The sequence below is a fragment of the Peribacillus frigoritolerans genome, assembly GCF_030676415.1.
Lineage (GTDB): Bacteria > Bacillota > Bacilli > Bacillales > DSM-1321 > Peribacillus > Peribacillus frigoritolerans_A.
In genome coordinates this window covers 1-16,441 of the sequence record NZ_JAUUTW010000006.1, presented here as the reverse complement: position 1 = coordinate 16,441, position 16,441 = coordinate 1, and the positions used below count along the sequence as shown (strand labels likewise).

The following is a 16,441-nucleotide window of genomic DNA, read 5'->3' as shown; positions in this document are numbered from 1 at the left end:
TTATTTGATATGGGGTGTAATATGAAAATAAGCAGTTTTAATAAATTGGAAAAGCCGTTTTTTCATTTGAGTTATAACCAAGATATTTTTAAAAAATTATATGAATCTACTTGTGAAAAATACGAAAATAACTCAAAAAAATTTGTAGCTATGATCGACGGACAAAAATGTCATAATAAAAAAAGTTTTTTTAGAGAATTTTCAAAAAAAATGAAATTCCCTGATTATTTTGGTGATAATTGGGATGCTTTCGATGAATGTCTCAATGATTTAGAATGGTTAGATGGCGAACAATATGTACTATTTATCAAAGATTTTAACTTGATATTTGAAAATGATGAAAAAAATTTAGAAATATTTTTAAATATAATTGTAGACACAGTAGAAGAATGGAAAATGGGGCGAGAATATGGTGCACTTCAAACTCCACCAACTCCATTTCATATCGTTATGTATAGCGACAAGGATATTATAAGTGACTTACAAATCAAAACACATAATGAACCAATAAACTTATTTTAAATAATTGTAATAAGAAGTCATTGATTCCAGTAAGGTATTAAAAGAACGCCCACTAAATAAACTGCACCCCAATTTTTAGACAAAAATCTAACGTTTGGGGTGCTATTTATTTTGTATGGCGAAATATATAAATGAATATAAATAAAAGTAGTTAATTTTTTTAAGAACATAATTTTACACAACCTGATTAAGTTGTAAACGAACAAGGGACTACGTAACTATTGTAGATTTAAAATTAAGTCTCGATGTTTTGAATAAAATTTAACTGTTTATTACATAGGTACGATGGAATGTTTTTTTTAGATTTATTAGATTGCAAATATAATAGGGTTTCTAGTCAATCTTGATCGAACCTATTTATAAAAATTACATCAATAAAAAAGTGAGAAGAACTCATTTTAATCAATCTTTTTCAAAACGATTTTAAGTTTCTGTATTAAATAAAATCATTACCTACTCGTTTTCGCTTCAGCTACCTTTTTGACACGTTCTAAAAATTCGACTACCACTTTATCGGTGGCAAATAATAAGAATAATTTCGCATACCACTTTAACGGGCGACTGGTGACTGTATATGTAAAGGAAGTCTTATTGTCATTGATTTTATTTAGTTCATAAAAAGCTGTAATTTCAAACATTTTAGCAAGTGTGAAACCACTTTTAGCTTTTTCTCATTAGTTTCATTCAAATATTCCAAGGTTTCTATATCATACTCTTCTGTTCGTTTTCCTTCTCTATATTTTTGGCGATATACACTTCCAACCACTTCTTCTGTTATTTTAACCGGCTTTTGTTCAACTACTTGAGGCATGATTTGTTGCATATTCTCTACAGAACCATCAAGAAACTTCCAAACCTGTTCAATTGGAGCGTTAATTTCTATGTCTCTTGTCCATTTTTTCAATGAAAATCACCTCTGCCTCTATTATATTTCCTTTATTATGTAAAACCAAATTTCCAACTGATAAATCGGTAAATCATTCAAGTTACATTTTTTACCCAGATGAGCATTAAATAACCAATTTTTGAATTTAAATGTCTTTCTGTCAATAAATTACTTTATTAAAATTCTCCTTTTTAGTGTTATTCTTGTATAATAGACCATACTGTTAATTTTTTAGGAGAATTCAATGAATTTTATTTATATTAATCAAAACATATTAGATAATCTCTTTTATATCTTAGTAAGTATTTTGATTTATTACATTTTATTAGAACATGGCAAAAGGTTAAGTCAGTATGGCAAGTCCCTTATCACTGCATGCATGAGCATTCCTATTCTATTATGTATGAAGTTTCCTATTTATATCGATGAATATTGTGTCCATGATCTCCGGCAAATTCCTTTTATAATAGGGACACTTTATGGTGGTTGGCCTGTAGGGGCTGCCCTGTTAGTCATCATATTAACTTTTAGGTTTGCTTTTTATGGTTTCAATTTACTTACGTTAATTGTTTATATCGTTATATTTATTATAACGGCTCTATTTTCTTCCAAATTCAAAAATTTTAATAGAAAAAATAAGCTAAATAGCTCCATACTATTAATTTTGTTTCTAGGAATACTAACCAGCTTTATTTCACTCGGTATGTCTGATCATTTTCGAATAACGGAGGCGTATGTATTTTACTTTATTATCCTCCCTCCTTTCATTATCGTTTTGGCTTTATATATCATAGAAATTTTAAAAGATGCCATTTTAATCCGAACCCAAATGGTAAGGCTAGAAAAAATGGAGGTAGTCAGTCAGCTTGCAGCAAGTATTTCCCATGAAGTTAGAAATCCTCTAACAGTTGTGAAAGGATTTGTTCAACTGCTAAAGGCTCCTGATCTTACTCAAGAAGTAAGAGAACAATATATACAACATGTTGTTAGAGAGCTTAATAGTGCAGAATCCATTATTAGTGAATACTTAGCATTTGCAAAACCTGCAATCGAAAAAGTGGAAAATATTTTAATTAACCGTGAAATAGGATATGTAATTGAAATGATAAAACCATTGGCTAACATGAATTTAGTTACTATATCAGAACAGTTGACTCCTGGCATTACCCGGGGGAATGTTCAACATTTCAAGCAATGCTTCCTAAACCTAATTAAAAATGGTATAGAGGCTATGCCAAACGGCGGGGAACTTAGTATTGTTTCCTATATAAATAATTTCGACATCATTATCGAAATAAGTGACAATGGAATAGGAATGAACAAAGAACAAATAAATCGTTTTGGCGAACCTTATTACAGTTCCAAAGAAAAAGGGACAGGGCTAGGATCGATGGTGGCTGTTAAGACCATCCAAACGATGAATGGCACACTTCATATAACTAGCCTTTTGAATAAGGGAACAACGATTTCAGTAACACTTCCCGTTTATCAAGAAGATTATTCTGTAAAATAACCTCATATAAAAAAGTCCGCCATTACGGAGGACTTCAGACTGTAGACAAACTCGAAGAAAAGCGAATTTGCCTGCAGTTTTTTTATTTTAAAAATGTACCGGAGAATTTCAGGAATCCACTCCCTTTCCGCCGACTGTCTGCCAAGCCTCCTCACCGCAAGCGGCTGTGGGGTCTTGGCTAGCCAGTTATTCGGCAGGAGTGTCGCAAATTTCTTCAATCCAATGAGGATTACAGGAAAAAAACATGAAGGATAATCTAGTCTTGTTTTAATAATTTAGATAGAACCCCATTTGTATACAAACAGAAGTCCGCCAGTATCGGCGGACTTTTTTTCAATAGCTGTTAAATTTATTTTTTCTGTTCGAGGCATTGATGAACCGCCATCATATCTCGTTTGTTCAATTCACGGATCCGGGCGAAAATGGGGATATCGGCAACGGCTTCGGTACGTTCACTTTCAGCCACGGCATCGCTTACTTTCCCTGTCAGCCAGGTCTGCACGTCGATGTCCTCGATGATTGCTTTACGACCTTCATCATCGATGCCACTGGCATGACAACTCACACAGGGTATCGTTAATTTATACACACCGTCATGGATGTTATCTTCTGAAATGACTTTCTTCCCATTACAGAATGGGCATTTATGACTTGCCTTAATTTTATTGATTTGGGTAACGATTTTTTTGTAGCCAAATGCTTCATAGACATAGGTCAGTTTTTTGTATTTGCCATTGGTAAAGTATTTATCAATAATGGTTTCTCTTGTTTCGTTAATATTGGCAAAGTCACAGATGGTGATCTGGTTTTTGCAGCTGATTGCTTCGATATTGCCTTTAATGCTGTCCCAGAATGGGAGGGTATTTTGTAAAACCACTTCATAGCCGATGAAGCTTGCCAGTTCCAGTTCGAGCATTTTCAACGCCGCTTTCGTTTCCCGAGGAAGGAATGAGACATCATCTGTAAGTGCGATATCGCCGCCCACAATCGCTTTTAGTTTTTCCAGTTCTGGCAGCTTCCCTGCAATTTTGATGACTTGATCAATTGGCTGTTGGATGAGCTCACGAATGTCTGTATCACCAAATGTCAGTTTTTTATGATGGTTCAGGATCGTTCCTTGACAGACTGGACAGGTGATCATTTCTTTTGATTCTTTCATCTGCTCTTTAATGATCGATTTCGATATGAAGATATAACGCCCAATGATGAAATTGAATCCTTCCCAAATTCGGGACGCCTTGCCTGCTTTATCGTAAAAGGACTTTTCCCAATACCCATATAAGAATGTCTGCTTTTCGGCATCTGTCATCTCATTATAGCTTTTACTAATATCGTGACCGAGTTCATTCTTGATCTCTTCAAACAGGAATTGCAGTTTTGAATGTTGATAATATTTTAATACTTCCATCACGTCTGGATGTAATAAGCCATCCCAAAATGGCACGTTTTTGTCTTGAATGACGACATCAAAGTCAAATTTTTCAATGACCCTGCGGCCCGAACAGCTTGGACAATGATTGTCTGCAGAATAGAAATCGAAGCTTCTTGTATCTTTATTGGTTGGATGTGCAGCCACTAGATGGTTGATCATTCCGCCCAACTCATAAAGAAACGTATATTGACTGTACAAGTGCCGTTCAAGATCGATGGCGATGACAGGCGCGATGGTGTCTGACTCGTACTCCCCATAAATCACGCGAGCGATTGGTGATAAGCCTTTTAAAATGCCGCCCTTATAGACGTTCTCTGCCTTTTTGAAATAGTCCAGATGATTTTCCTGTAAATAATTGATACCAGTTTTTGACCGAAGTGTGGAAGAGATATACAATGGCTCCACTTGATCTCCACTGTCTTTGTGACGATAATGATCATCATGGCTGACAACCTCAAGATGCTGGACAGGTGTTAGCTGTCTTTTACCAAAATCAACGATATAATCCGAGCTATCCAGCATATAACCATTATGTTCAATCATGATGATGGAGACGGATTCATCCTCCAGGATGACCCTGACACTATCGATGAATTGGTTTAAAATATTTTGCGATAACCCTTTTGAAGGCTCGTCAAAAATGAACAGCGTGTGCGGGTTTCTTGTCTTCGCGAACAGCTCGGAAACTAAGTGGACACATTGAAATTCACCAGTTGATAGTGTTTGGGTTTTTCTTTCTAACGTCAAATAACCAAGTCCAAGTTTGATCAATAAGCACAAGCGTTTATGAGCGATGTCTTCCTTTGGCAATTCTTCGATGATATCTTCAATCGAACGCAGAAAAATATCATCAATTTCATCACTGTATTTGGTGAGTTTCTTTTTAATATCAAGAAACGTCGCAACCGTTGACCGACTGGTAATCGATTTGTTTCGGTCCTGCCCAACCATGACCAGTTTATCCTTTGGATACCGCTTTTGAAAATCTTTGGCGATACATTCATTGACAAGTGTTGATTTACCGCAGCCTGACTCACCCGTAAAGGTAACGAGCCTATTCTTGGGAATCCGGATTTCCTCCATTTGAATATTTCGGCAGTAAAGATCCTGAAATTGATAGTATTCCGTTGGCGCTGCTTCATTTCGTTCCCAGCTGATTGGTTCGGGACGCGGTGATTCCTCAACAATTTTCCCGCCATATTTCCCGCTGCCAGGTCCAAAGAACAATGGTTCATTTGTGCTATCCAACACCGTGTCTGAGTGATCAATGAGCCAAATTTGATTCTTATATCCTAATTGCTTAATCTGTTCCAAAATTTTCAAAAGGGTTTGATGATCAAGACCGACGGAAATTTCATCGATGATGATTACGGTATTTTCACTTGTTGCCATGAATTCGGCCAAGTAAAGCCGGGTTAATTCTCCCCCTGACACTGTCCCCATAATACGATTCAAACTTAAATAACCAATATTCATATTGATTATATTTTGGAGAATATGCTGTTTAGCTTCACTAATATGTAAGGTTTCTGCGAGTGATAGGATCGTTTCGATGCTTAAGTTGTTGATATCGGAAATAGTATGCGGGCGATCTAATAATTCAATCGTATATTGTTCAACTTCTTGATTGTAGCGCTTCCCCTCACACTTTGGACATTCGACATTTTTCGTCGTACCGCGTCCTTTACAAGTGGGGCACCAGCCTAAGGCATTATTAAAGGAAAAAACTTCCGGAGAAAGATTGAATTTTTCTGCAAGACACACACGAATCTCTTTAAACACACCAGTATGTGTGCCAATGGTTGAACGGGGATTGGCTGAAATGGATGATTTGCCGAGAAAAAGGACCAGGGGCATTTCCTCCATCTTGATGGCGCTGAAGTTGGTTTCCATAATATTAGGAAATAAATACTGATATTCAGACTTCGGCAATAAGGAAACGAGACGCTTCTTGGATTCTTCCCCAATGGTTTGACAAAACGTCGTCTTCCCGGAACCGGATAACCCAGCAATTCCTAATGATTGGTCGTCTGGCAGTGCTGCATCTAAATGGTTGATATTGTTCGCCATTAATCGATTTATTTTCATATGTAACTCCTCTCCATTTTATTAAGCTCAGTCTTTCATATTAGCACAGCGACAAATGTATTTGCTATTTTTTTAACGGTAGCTCAACCCTTCTATTCTTTCACATTCCACTGCTCCAAAAACGTATGATTCATCGACAAAAATCGAGGAATGACATTATGTATGTACGGTTCACCGTTATAATCACTTGTTTTTCATTAAATAATCAGTTAAACTGATTATATTATTAACTGATTATCAGTGGAGGTGAATAACTAATTGAATAAATGGAATCAATCTTATGGTTTTTTACTTGGAAAGGCTCTGCAGCAAATGGAAAGTAAGTTTGCTGAAGGACTTATTCCATTTGATATTAACTCCAGACAATATGGAGTGCTTTTATTCATTCAGGAAAACCCTTACTCATCACAAAAAGATATTTCTGAAAACCTGCAAATCGATCGGACGACAATGGTGAGTCATATTGATCATTTGGAAACTTTGGGATTTGTTGAGAGGACAAGAAATCCTGATGACAGAAGGTCCTATAGCCTTCTGATTACTGAAAAAGGCAATGATGTATTGGATTCGCGTTGGGAATTTTTAACTAATGTCGAATCAGAAGTTTTAGCCCCTTTAAATCAGCAGGAAAGACTATTGCTTAAAGACTTTCTCGTTAAAATTTGGAGTTCCCTATAGAATACAGGAGGTTATCAAATATGAACGCACTTGATTATTTTAATGCACGTCTTCAAGGAACAATAAGCCCTATGGATTATTTGAGGTCCAAGCAAATGGAACCCGAGAAATACTTCTTAATCGATGTTAGAAACGGTCCGATTCATTTAAGAAGTTTAACCATTAAAGATGCTTATGTTATACCTGAACAAGAATTACAGAATCGTTTAAATGAAATACCAAAAGAAAAGGAAATTATTGTTTATTGCTGGGATGTCTGGTGCAATACTGCTGCCAAAGTGGCAAAGGTTTTATTGGAACAAGGGTATAACGTTAAAGAGTTGACCGGGGGTATTGCGGCGTGGCAGGAAATGAACTTTCCTGTTTCAAAATCCACCCAAGATGATAACATATCCGATAATTGCGGGTGTTGACTCAAATGCAAAAAGATAAAAGGTATTGGATTGGAGTTGCGTCTCGCGACCATGTAATGAAGGGCATCGATGGTGGATTCGCTCAACTTTGTCATGGTAAAGAGGCCCCTTTAAAAAAGATGAATTCTGGAGATTGGATCATTTATTATTCTTCAAAGGTAAGTTTTAAGGAAGGTACTCCGCATCAAAAATTTACAGCTTTAGGCAAGGTTATCGATGATGATGTTTATCAGTTTGATATGGGAAATGATTTCATGCCTTTCCGAAGAAATATAGATTTCATTAGTTGTACAGAAACATCCATTCATCCATTCATCCCACATCTCACTTTCATTAAAAATGAGAAGCTTTGGGGTTATCCTTTTCGATTTGGTCATTTTGAAATAAGTGAAAAGGACTTTAAACTAATTGCAGAAAAAATGGTGGAAGTTAAAAGTTCTAATCTAAACTAGCGCGGACTTTCCTAATCTGGAATCCCCCGTTTTTAAAGCCCCTCTCGATAAGAGAAGGGCATTCTTTGCGAAGTATGACCCTATCCTTTTGCCCAATACGCTTATTTTGTATTGGACTTTTTTGCCTTGTTTTCAAGCTCGCTTTTTGGCTCTGTGGAGAATTCGACATCTTTGCCATGTCCCTGCGGGTTAACACTTGGTGCGATGCGACCTCTTCCTGTCTTTTTACTCATTTCCTTCACCTCCAAGTATATTATGTCCGAACTGTTATAAATTAAAAACGAGGTCGTTTCCTTCTGTGAACGTCTGCCTGCAATCAGAAAATTATAAAGAGTACCCCAATAAAAAACCTGCATAAAACTATAGTCTACACAGGTTTCAAAAAAGCTGTTTTCGATATTTCGAATATGGAAATTGTATGATCATGAACCAATAATCCTATAATGTAATGTCCTTAAACACCATACATTGTTGGACGGATCTACTTTAAATTACGGGTGTAATTAAATGTGTCTTTGTTCTGAGGAACATCAGGATCTTTTTTCCCGGCAGGCTGTACTGCTCTTCCTGTATTTCCACTATACCCTTCTTCCATGGGCCCTGGATAATGATAATGACCATCATTAACTGATTGAGTTGTTGATTCACCGGTCGCCTGGCTTACTCCCGTTTCCACCTGATCGATTTTTACGGATCTGTTTTCTTTCTCGTTAGTCAATTCATCTCCTCCTTTTCTAAAGATTCCTTTATAGTATTCGATAAAAGATCAATAAAATTAAAGGAGAAAAAAGGAAGCACTAATAATTACTCCATTCCCAAAAACCTGATAAGTTCCCTTTTGTTATTCCAAGGTCAAAAGTAAACTCTCCGTTGTACCGATGAGCAAGAAAGGACTGGGTTCGCCAACCGTATAAATCTGCAAGTTATGCATAGCCCGGGTACATGCGGTGTAGAACAATCTGCGCAGGCTCTCATCACCGTATGTTTGCGCAGATGCATCATAAATGATGACAGCATCAAATTCGATGCCTTTAGCCAAATAAGCCGGTATAACAACAACACCCTGTTCATATTCATTTGTGCCTTTCTGTACAAGTTTAAATTCACCGTGGACACTAAGGGCATCGTATGCAGCGGCACTTTCCGCAGCAGATTTACATATTATTGCGATTGTATTATACTGACGGCTTTGAAAGTCTTTGACTTTAGACACGATTTTGTGATGCAATTCATCACGGCTGGACACTTGAGTCAGTACAGGCTTCTCGCCTTCACGGTCGAATGCCTTAATTCGATGGCCATCAGGAACCAGTTCACGTGTAAATTCTATAATCTGCTTTGTGGATCTGTAGCTTTGAGCCAAGTTTATACTCTCGGTCTCACCTATTCCGTATAAACTGGTAAGAGTCTGGAAATCCACTCGTTCGCTGGCATGAGCGAATATTGCCTGGTTAAAGTCACCGAGCACGGTCATCCTTGCTGAAGGAAACAACCGTTTCAAAAACTCGAATTGAAATGGAGAATAATCTTGTGCTTCGTCTACAAGCACGTATTTTATAGACGTATTCGTCTGAAATCCTAGAATTAGCTCCTTCAACAGCAAAAATGGAGTCGCGTCTTCGTAATACAGTTTACCTTCGTCCAGCATTTTTTGCGTGGATAAACATATTTCCCTTTCGGCAGGTGTATTACCCTCATTCCACAGGTCGATCCGTATTTGTTCGTCAAAAAGTTGCTTGTATATTCCCTTAATATTGATAAAATGAAGTGCTTTTATCCGTTTGCGCAACGTCTTCAATTTCTTACGAACAATCATACGCGCGAGCATTTTATTCTCTTCCTCATAATCGTCAAAGGAATCTTCAGCAAGGCCGCGTTTTTTCTCTAAGTGGGAGTATACCTTCTGATAGTCTTCTTTGCTAAGATACTCGATTTCCTCCTGGACCCAAGGTTTTTTCAACTCAACCTTTTCCGTTTTATCAAGTACGTCACATAACCACTCTTTCAACTTTTCAATCCTATTGTGAAATCTTAACGTGGTGTCTGTGTTATAAAATCTTTCTGAGATTTGTTTGGCGGAGACGAGCGTTTCCCCTCGAAACTTTAACCCTCTAAAGAGAATTCCAGATAATTCCAGTGATTGTCTGTATGTTTTGATTATCTCAAAGAAGCGAATGGATGCCTTAAATTGGATACTTGCTGTCCTGGTGCCATAGGAAGGATCATCCGCTGCAGTCAACAAAAATTCTAATTGCCCATAAGGATCCTCAACTTGAAACGAGTCAGTCAGACGATGGTCCAGGTATTCCTGGAATGTTACCTGCTGCATATTCTCTTCGCCAAGTTCGGGTAATACATTGGATACGTAGTTATTAAACATGGAGTTAGGAGAGAATAGAATGATTTGATCGGCTTTTAGCCTCTCCCGATTCTTGTAGAGCAAGTAAGCGATCCGTTGGAGGGCAGCTGATGTCTTGCCGCTGCCAGCGGCACCTTGAACAATGAGCAGACGTCCGCGATCGTTCCGGATGATCCTATTTTGCTCCCGTTGAATCGTGGACACAATACTGTGCATATGCTTATCCGTCCCTTTACCAAGCACCTGCTGCAGTATCTCATCTCCAATGGTGAGACTCGTATCGAACATTGATTCGATAACGCCTCCCTTGATGATATATTGCCACTTTTTCTCCAGCATCCCCCGAATTACGCCTCCGGGCGTAGAGTATTCTATGGGGCCTGGAGGAAAGTCATAATAAACGCTCGAAATCGGAGCCCTCCAATCGTAGACAATGAAGCTTTCTCCGGTTGTATCAGTAAGAGTGGAAGTCCCAATATAAATATGTTCCGTAAAGGATGACCCTTCTTCAGTGATATCAATCCGGCCGAAATAAGGTGCCTCCTGCATGCGGCGCAGTGTCGACAACCGCTTGAAGGTATATCTATGTGCGCCTTCGCTCTGTGACAAGGCTTGAGCCTGCTGCCTTAAGCCAATGATCGTCTCGAGGTAATCATCGAAAGTATCCATATTAACCTTGAGGTCATCCCAAAAGTGTTTACGGATATTAACAACTTCTTTTCTGCGCTGGGAATTTTCTCCTTCTATTTTGCTGATTTGTTTCGTAATTGTTTCTATCACCTCATCCAAACGTTCTTGCTCCTGCCGAATTTCATCGTTCATATCAGACACTCCTTCAAAAAATGAAAATAGGGGTTGACTAGAGGTGAGTTTTACCTTATACTTATAGTAAGGGGTAAACTGTTTTTATATATGGATAAATGTGTTTCTATACTAACTTATCACAATTCCTGAATTATATCAATGTATATTACATAACAGTTGCCATAATAAATCATCCTTTTAAACTCTCATTTAACATGTAAAGTCAGTAACCACACCAGCATATAGCTTGGCTGGTTATTTTTTTTGTCTACATATTTGATAGCCTAAATGCTTCACCAGTCCTGTTTTCATCATAGCTGCAACACTCACATCAACGGTTGATTCGCAGTAACGAAGACATGTGATTCATATTGTCCTACACCTGCAATCCAGATGGTGATTAGAACTTCCTTATAAGATTTATAATATTAAAAGAAGGGCATTCTTTACGAAGCATGACCATATTTTTGTTCAATACGCTTATTTTGCATTGGACTTTTTTGCCTTGTTTTTTAAGCTCGCTTTTTGGCTCAGTGGGGAATTCCACATCTTTTCCATGTCCCTGCGGGTTAACACTGGTGCGATTCGGCCTCTGTCTTTTTACTCATTTCCTTCACCTCCAAGTTATGTCCGTGCTGTTCAAAACGAGTGCCTTTCTTCTGTAATCAATAATTCTACTGCCTCCTTATCTGTCTTTTACTAATCTTCCCCTTTAGTTTCCACATGAAAAAGGTTGCCGCAGCAACCTCCCTTTTTGAAGTTGTAAAAAAAGTAGGTGGGGAATATTTGAGCTCATCCATATGTTATAATATGGTAATTGCGCACTTATCTTATTTACTGGATGGATAAGTTCAATTTATATGGTGATTTTATTGGGAGGGTTTGTATGGTTTCGTTTCTATTTATTTTGATTGTAGTTAGCATTACAGGCCTGATTTGCTACAGAATGATTTTCAAAAGGAAAACGCCTTCTAACATGTATACACCCTACGATGACATGGTTATGGGGAAAAAAGATGATGTTAAAAGAGACTTCCCTGCACATGATACAAAACACCCTATCGAGTACGAAGAAAAAAGCGATAAAGACAAATCCATATAAACGGATTTGTCTTTATGTTTCTTCATTGAAAATAAGAAAATGTTTTTGTGAATCTTCAATCTATTCCACTTGTGTTTCCGGTTTATTATTTCATCATCTGCCTTGCTTCCATAAACAGCACTTGGATAAACTTTTTCATGTTATTACGGCTCTGGCTGCTTACTGTTTTGCTCTTGTCTTCTAGCTCCAGCATTTTTTTGCGGACTTCCGAGAAATCAAAAAATGTGGATGAATAGGTTTCGAATTTTGGATTCATATAATCCGTCAAGCCTAATGAAGCGATATGGATGAGGGCCTGGTTAAGAGCGCGGCGGACACGCTGCTCGGAAGCTTTCATTTCTTTCTGGATTTCGGCCTCTTTCGCTTGATCTCCCAGCTTTTCAGCAGCAATCCCAGCAAAAATTTCCTTTAAATATGGAAACGTGTAGGCGGAACCGAGTCTTTGCTTTTCATTTTGGAGGAAACCTAAAATGTTTAATAAATCCTCGCTGCCCCCTTCGCCAATCATACCTAAATCGGAAATCAAGGAACGTCCGGCTTCCATAATATTTTTTGTATGAAAGGAGGACACTTTTACAGAATTCGGGCGGTCCGTAAACACGTTCAACGATTTTTGAATGCCCTGGATCGATTGATCCACCAGTATTCGCTCGTTCACTTTGTTTAATATGCATGAAATTTCAACTTGGTTCAGCGGTTTTGTAATGTAGTATTCCGCCCCTAATCTATATGCCTCTCCAATCAGTTCTTTCGATTCCACTTGCGAAATCATCACAAACTTTCCTTGAAATCCATCAGCAAGAGCCCTGATCGTTTCAATTCCGTCCCTTATTGGCATGAGCAAATCAATTAGGACAACGTCTGCTTTCTTTAAAAACAGCAAGCCATTATTCACTAACGACCCGTCTTCTGCTTCTCCCACCACTTTGCCTAAATCTTCGTCTTCAATCATCTCTGTCAGCATTCCTCGAATGGCAGGATCGTCATCTATAATGAAATAATTCATCTCGTTAATCCTTTCTCCATAATCGCATCAATCGGAAGTTCTACGATGAATACGGTTTCTTTATAGTTATCCATTAGCCTGATATGTCCTCCAAATTTTTCAACAGTTTGTTTCACATACGATAAACCAATTCCCGTCGAAGGGTTTCCCGCCGCATCGAATTTCTTTGTATATCCTGCTGTAAAAATGACTTCCTTCTGCTTCGGTGCAATGCCGGGGCCATTGTCACTGATGCAAAACTCCACGAATTGATCTTTCCTTTTCACATGCAGTGATACGTATCCCTCTTCTTTAATGGCTTCCACTGCATTGGCCAATAAATTATTTATTAATGATAATACCATATATACATGGTAGGGCGGATGGTCACCATCTATTTGCAAGGAAAATGAAATATCTTTGCGAAGGGACTCCGCATATCGTCTATTGGACACGATCATGATGTTACCAAGCTCTTCGATATTCATATATTCCAGCAGGTTTTCGGAAGACATGAGTTCCGACAGCCCCGCATAAATCCGCTGGTTATCTTTTTTGATCTCATGCACGAGACCGGCAATCTGCAACGCTGTTTGTGCATCGCTACCATTAGTCCCCTCTGATTTTAACCGACGGTAAAAGTCATAACAAGTGCGTGTGATTTCTTCCGCATTTTGCATCGTTTTCTTCAGCTGAACCGATTCTTCATACAAACTTGAAATGAAAAGCAGCATTTGTTCCTTTTGCATGCGCTGCTCCGCTTCTGCGAATTTTGCTTCTCTCAGCTTTAATATATTAAAAAAGCCGAGAACGAAAAAGCTTCGAATAAAGGCGATTAAAACGAGTTGGTCAATGGCTAGCAAGGGTGTGTCCTGATTCGCCAAGAAGGAACGGATCGCCATTTCCGATACACTTGCAAAAAGCTCGATCAATACCCCTAAAAGCCCGATCATAAACGGCTGATCGTGCCGTTCGTTCAATTTCGCTTTATGGAATGCGATCGAGTAGATGAAGTAATAGAAAAAGGCGGGAACATGAAGATACATCGCTTCCTCAACAGATATGTCCCGTATGCCGACAGCCAGTGAAAAACGAAACACAAACACACTCATTCCCGTTAATATGCCTGCAATAACCGGGTGGATCCCCCTCCCCCATAGTAAAAACAAGAAAAAGACGGGGGTTCCCAAACTGACTCTGAATGTATCGTCGAATGGATAAAACTTGAATTCACTCACAAGAGGCACCGCAATCATAATCAATAGTAATATCCTTATACTCTTTTTCAATACGGTCCCTCCCCAGTCACTATATTAAAAACATAACACATGAAATGGTAAAAAAGAGAGAAGGGTTTTGACTGAAATTATTATTTTTTCTGGCCCTTGTAAATATCAGTAGGTTTCAGTAGGTTCCAGTAGGATGATCATAGACTTGAAATAATCTAAAAATTGAAAGCGTTAACAATGAAACGACTATCATAAGAGGATGAAAAAGGTTGGCTAAGATTCAATTAAACAATCAGAAGTGGCATAACCTATAGAGGAGGAAACACGATGTCAACAATCCATATAAATCATGACGAACGTATTGAGAAAGATTTCTTAGGATCAAAACAAGTACCCATGCATGCATACTATGGTATCCAAACATTGCGTGCGGTCGAAAACTTTCCGATTACAGGCTATCGCATTCATGAAGATTTAATTAAAGCGTTGGCTATCGTGAAAAAAGCAGCGGCTTTAGCAAATATGGAGACTAAACGTTTGTACGATGGGCTTGGTAAAATGATCGTTCAGGCAGCAGACGAAGTAATCGAAGGCAAGTGGCATGATCATTTTATCGTGGATCCCATCCAGGGCGGTGCAGGTACATCCATGAATATGAACGCAAACGAAGTCATTGCTAACCGTGCACTCGAATTGCTTGGAAAAGAGAAAGGGGACTATGTTCAATTAAGTCCAAATAGCCATGTGAACATGTCACAATCAACAAACGATGTGTTCCCGAGTTCGATTCATATCGCCACTCTTATTTCACTCGAAAAATTGTTAAATACGATGGAATATATGCTTACTATCTTCAGGAAAAAGGCCCAACAATTTGACCATGTGATTAAAATGGGACGGACACACCTTCAAGATGCAGTACCCATCCGCCTTGGTCAAGAGTTTGAAGCATATAGCCGTGTAATAGACCGTGATATTAAACGCATTCAACAATCACGCCAGCATTTATATGAAGTAAATATGGGTGCAACAGCTGTGGGAACAGGATTAAATGCAGACCCTCGCTACATCGAAAGTGTGGTTGAACATTTGGCGGACATTAGCGGGCTTCCGCTTGTTGGGGCGGAGCATCTTGTTGATGCGACACAAAATACAGATGCTTATACAGAAGTCTCTGCTGCATTGAAAATATGTATGATGAATATGTCCAAAATCGCGAACGACCTACGGTTAATGGCCTCAGGTCCCCGTGCGGGCCTTGCGGAAATTAACTTGCCGGCCCGTCAGCCAGGTTCATCCATCATGCCGGGAAAAGTCAACCCGGTCATGCCTGAAATGATCAATCAAGTAGCGTTCCAGGTTATTGGCAATGACCATACCATTTGCCTGGCATCTGAAGCGGGTCAGCTTGAACTGAACGTGATGGAACCTGTGCTTGTGTTCAATTTGCTTCAATCCATCAGCATTATGAACAATGCATTCCGTGCCTTTACAGACTACTGTCTGGTAGATATTGAAGCAAACGAAGACCGTCTAAAAAAGAATGTGGAAAAAAGCGTAGGGATTATCACCGCTGTTAATCCGCATATTGGATACGAAGTGGCAGCGCGTATCGCACGGGAAGCCATTTTAAAAGGAAAATCAGTGCGTGAACTATGCCTGCAGTATGATGTGTTAACAGAGGAAGAGCTTGATCTTATTTTAAATCCTTACGAGATGACAAACCCAGGAATTTCTGGGGCTGAACTGTTTGATAGATCGTAATTTCCAATTTTGATGGAATGGCAGATGTGTTTGATAAATAACAAAAGTCTGGGGAATTGATATAAAAGCCCTCCTTTATAGAGAGGGCTCAGTTTGTAGACAAAAGGGGTTCGGAATTAAAAAATTCTGAACCCCTTTTGAAATTCCCTTTGAATTTTCGCCTAAAGTTAAGAGATTGGGGCTCTACGAGCCCACTATGTTAGGCCATTTTTGG

General features: G+C 38.6%; 14 protein-coding genes. 7 read left to right on the top strand and 7 right to left on the bottom strand.

Annotation, left to right across the window (positions count from 1 at the left end):
- Positions 1-21 precede the first annotated feature (21 nt).
- Positions 22-522 carry a barstar family protein gene (locus Q8G36_RS07740; protein ID WP_305159495.1) on the top strand — a complete coding sequence of 167 codons (501 nt, stop codon included), beginning with the start codon at positions 22-24 and terminating at the stop codon, positions 520-522.
- Between the two features lie 607 nt (positions 523-1,129).
- Here the strand turns inward: Q8G36_RS07740 and Q8G36_RS07735 are convergent.
- A complete protein-coding gene (locus tag Q8G36_RS07735) occupies positions 1,130-1,426 on the bottom strand; it encodes an SRPBCC family protein (protein ID WP_336622956.1) in 297 nt (98 codons plus the stop codon).
- Positions 1,427-1,652: 226 nt separating this feature from the next.
- Here Q8G36_RS07735 and Q8G36_RS07730 point away from each other — a divergent pair, with 226 nt between their 5' ends.
- The gene (locus Q8G36_RS07730) at positions 1,653-2,921 is read left to right on the top strand and encodes an ATP-binding protein (RefSeq protein ID WP_305159494.1); all 1,269 of its coding nucleotides are present in this window, start codon (positions 1,653-1,655) and stop codon (positions 2,919-2,921) included.
- 349 nt (positions 2,922-3,270) lie between these two features.
- On the opposite strand, the gene Q8G36_RS07725 is transcribed toward Q8G36_RS07730, so the two are convergent.
- Positions 3,271-6,441: an ATP-binding cassette domain-containing protein gene (locus tag Q8G36_RS07725; RefSeq protein WP_305159493.1), complete on the bottom strand. Its 3,171-nt coding sequence runs from the start codon at positions 6,439-6,441 to the stop codon at positions 3,271-3,273.
- Positions 6,442-6,699: 258 nt separating this feature from the next.
- Here Q8G36_RS07725 and Q8G36_RS07720 point away from each other — a divergent pair, with 258 nt between their 5' ends.
- From Q8G36_RS07720 to Q8G36_RS07710, 3 genes are read left to right on the top strand one after another with little or no spacing between them, the layout of a single operon-like run.
- Positions 6,700-7,119: a MarR family winged helix-turn-helix transcriptional regulator gene (locus tag Q8G36_RS07720; protein ID WP_305159492.1), complete on the top strand. Its 420-nt coding sequence runs from the start codon at positions 6,700-6,702 to the stop codon at positions 7,117-7,119.
- A gap of 20 nt (positions 7,120-7,139) precedes the next feature.
- A complete protein-coding gene (locus tag Q8G36_RS07715) occupies positions 7,140-7,532 on the top strand; it encodes a rhodanese-like domain-containing protein (RefSeq protein ID WP_305159491.1) in 393 nt (130 codons plus the stop codon).
- A 5-nt stretch (positions 7,533-7,537) separates the two neighbouring features.
- Positions 7,538-7,984 carry an EVE domain-containing protein gene (locus Q8G36_RS07710; protein ID WP_305159490.1) on the top strand — a complete coding sequence of 149 codons (447 nt, stop codon included), beginning with the start codon at positions 7,538-7,540 and terminating at the stop codon, positions 7,982-7,984.
- A 101-nt stretch (positions 7,985-8,085) separates the two neighbouring features.
- Here the strand turns inward: Q8G36_RS07710 and sspL are convergent, their stop codons facing one another.
- From sspL to helD, 3 genes are all read right to left on the bottom strand, one after another.
- Complete coding sequence (gene sspL, locus Q8G36_RS07705) at positions 8,086-8,217, bottom strand: small, acid-soluble spore protein L (protein ID WP_061464729.1); 132 nt, start codon at positions 8,215-8,217, stop codon at positions 8,086-8,088.
- A 248-nt stretch (positions 8,218-8,465) separates the two neighbouring features.
- Positions 8,466-8,702, bottom strand: coding sequence for a hypothetical protein (locus Q8G36_RS07700; RefSeq protein ID WP_305159489.1), 237 nt, complete (start codon positions 8,700-8,702; stop codon positions 8,466-8,468).
- A 123-nt stretch (positions 8,703-8,825) separates the two neighbouring features.
- Positions 8,826-11,165: an RNA polymerase recycling motor HelD gene (gene helD, locus Q8G36_RS07695; protein ID WP_305159488.1), complete on the bottom strand. Its 2,340-nt coding sequence runs from the start codon at positions 11,163-11,165 to the stop codon at positions 8,826-8,828.
- A gap of 868 nt (positions 11,166-12,033) precedes the next feature.
- Here helD and Q8G36_RS07690 point away from each other — a divergent pair.
- Positions 12,034-12,249 carry a DUF3951 domain-containing protein gene (locus Q8G36_RS07690; protein ID WP_305159487.1) on the top strand — a complete coding sequence of 72 codons (216 nt, stop codon included), beginning with the start codon at positions 12,034-12,036 and terminating at the stop codon, positions 12,247-12,249.
- Positions 12,250-12,334: 85 nt separating this feature from the next.
- On the opposite strand, the gene Q8G36_RS07685 is transcribed toward Q8G36_RS07690, so the two are convergent.
- Entirely contained in the window at positions 12,335-13,255 is a 921-nt protein-coding gene (locus Q8G36_RS07685) for a response regulator (RefSeq protein ID WP_305159486.1), read from the bottom strand.
- Positions 13,252-14,523 carry a sensor histidine kinase gene (locus Q8G36_RS07680; RefSeq protein WP_305159485.1) on the bottom strand — a complete coding sequence of 424 codons (1,272 nt, stop codon included), beginning with the start codon at positions 14,521-14,523 and terminating at the stop codon, positions 13,252-13,254. The genes Q8G36_RS07685 and Q8G36_RS07680 overlap by 4 nt, the downstream gene beginning before the upstream one ends.
- Before the next feature lie 267 nt (positions 14,524-14,790).
- Between Q8G36_RS07680 and aspA the strand changes: the two genes are divergently transcribed.
- Entirely contained in the window at positions 14,791-16,227 is a 1,437-nt protein-coding gene (gene aspA, locus Q8G36_RS07675) for an aspartate ammonia-lyase (protein ID WP_305159484.1), read from the top strand.
- Positions 16,228-16,441 lie beyond the last annotated feature (214 nt).

Coding starts and splice junctions, on each gene's coding strand:
- Q8G36_RS07715 (WP_305159491.1), top strand. CDS start 7,140: ATGAACGCACTTGATTATTTTAATGCACGTCTTCAAGGAACAATAAGC.
- Q8G36_RS07710 (WP_305159490.1), top strand. CDS start 7,538: ATGCAAAAAGATAAAAGGTATTGGATTGGAGTTGCGTCTCGCGACCAT.
- Q8G36_RS07740 (WP_305159495.1), top strand. CDS start 22: ATGAAAATAAGCAGTTTTAATAAATTGGAAAAGCCGTTTTTTCATTTG.
- Q8G36_RS07690 (WP_305159487.1), top strand. CDS start 12,034: ATGGTTTCGTTTCTATTTATTTTGATTGTAGTTAGCATTACAGGCCTG.
- aspA (WP_305159484.1), top strand. CDS start 14,791: ATGTCAACAATCCATATAAATCATGACGAACGTATTGAGAAAGATTTC.
- Q8G36_RS07685 (WP_305159486.1), bottom strand. CDS start 13,255: ATGAATTATTTCATTATAGATGACGATCCTGCCATTCGAGGAATGCTG.
- helD (WP_305159488.1), bottom strand. CDS start 11,165: ATGAACGATGAAATTCGGCAGGAGCAAGAACGTTTGGATGAGGTGATA.
- Q8G36_RS07725 (WP_305159493.1), bottom strand. CDS start 6,441: ATGAAAATAAATCGATTAATGGCGAACAATATCAACCATTTAGATGCA.
- sspL (WP_061464729.1), bottom strand. CDS start 8,217: ATGAGTAAAAAGACAGGAAGAGGTCGCATCGCACCAAGTGTTAACCCG.
- Q8G36_RS07730 (WP_305159494.1), top strand. CDS start 1,653: ATGAATTTTATTTATATTAATCAAAACATATTAGATAATCTCTTTTAT.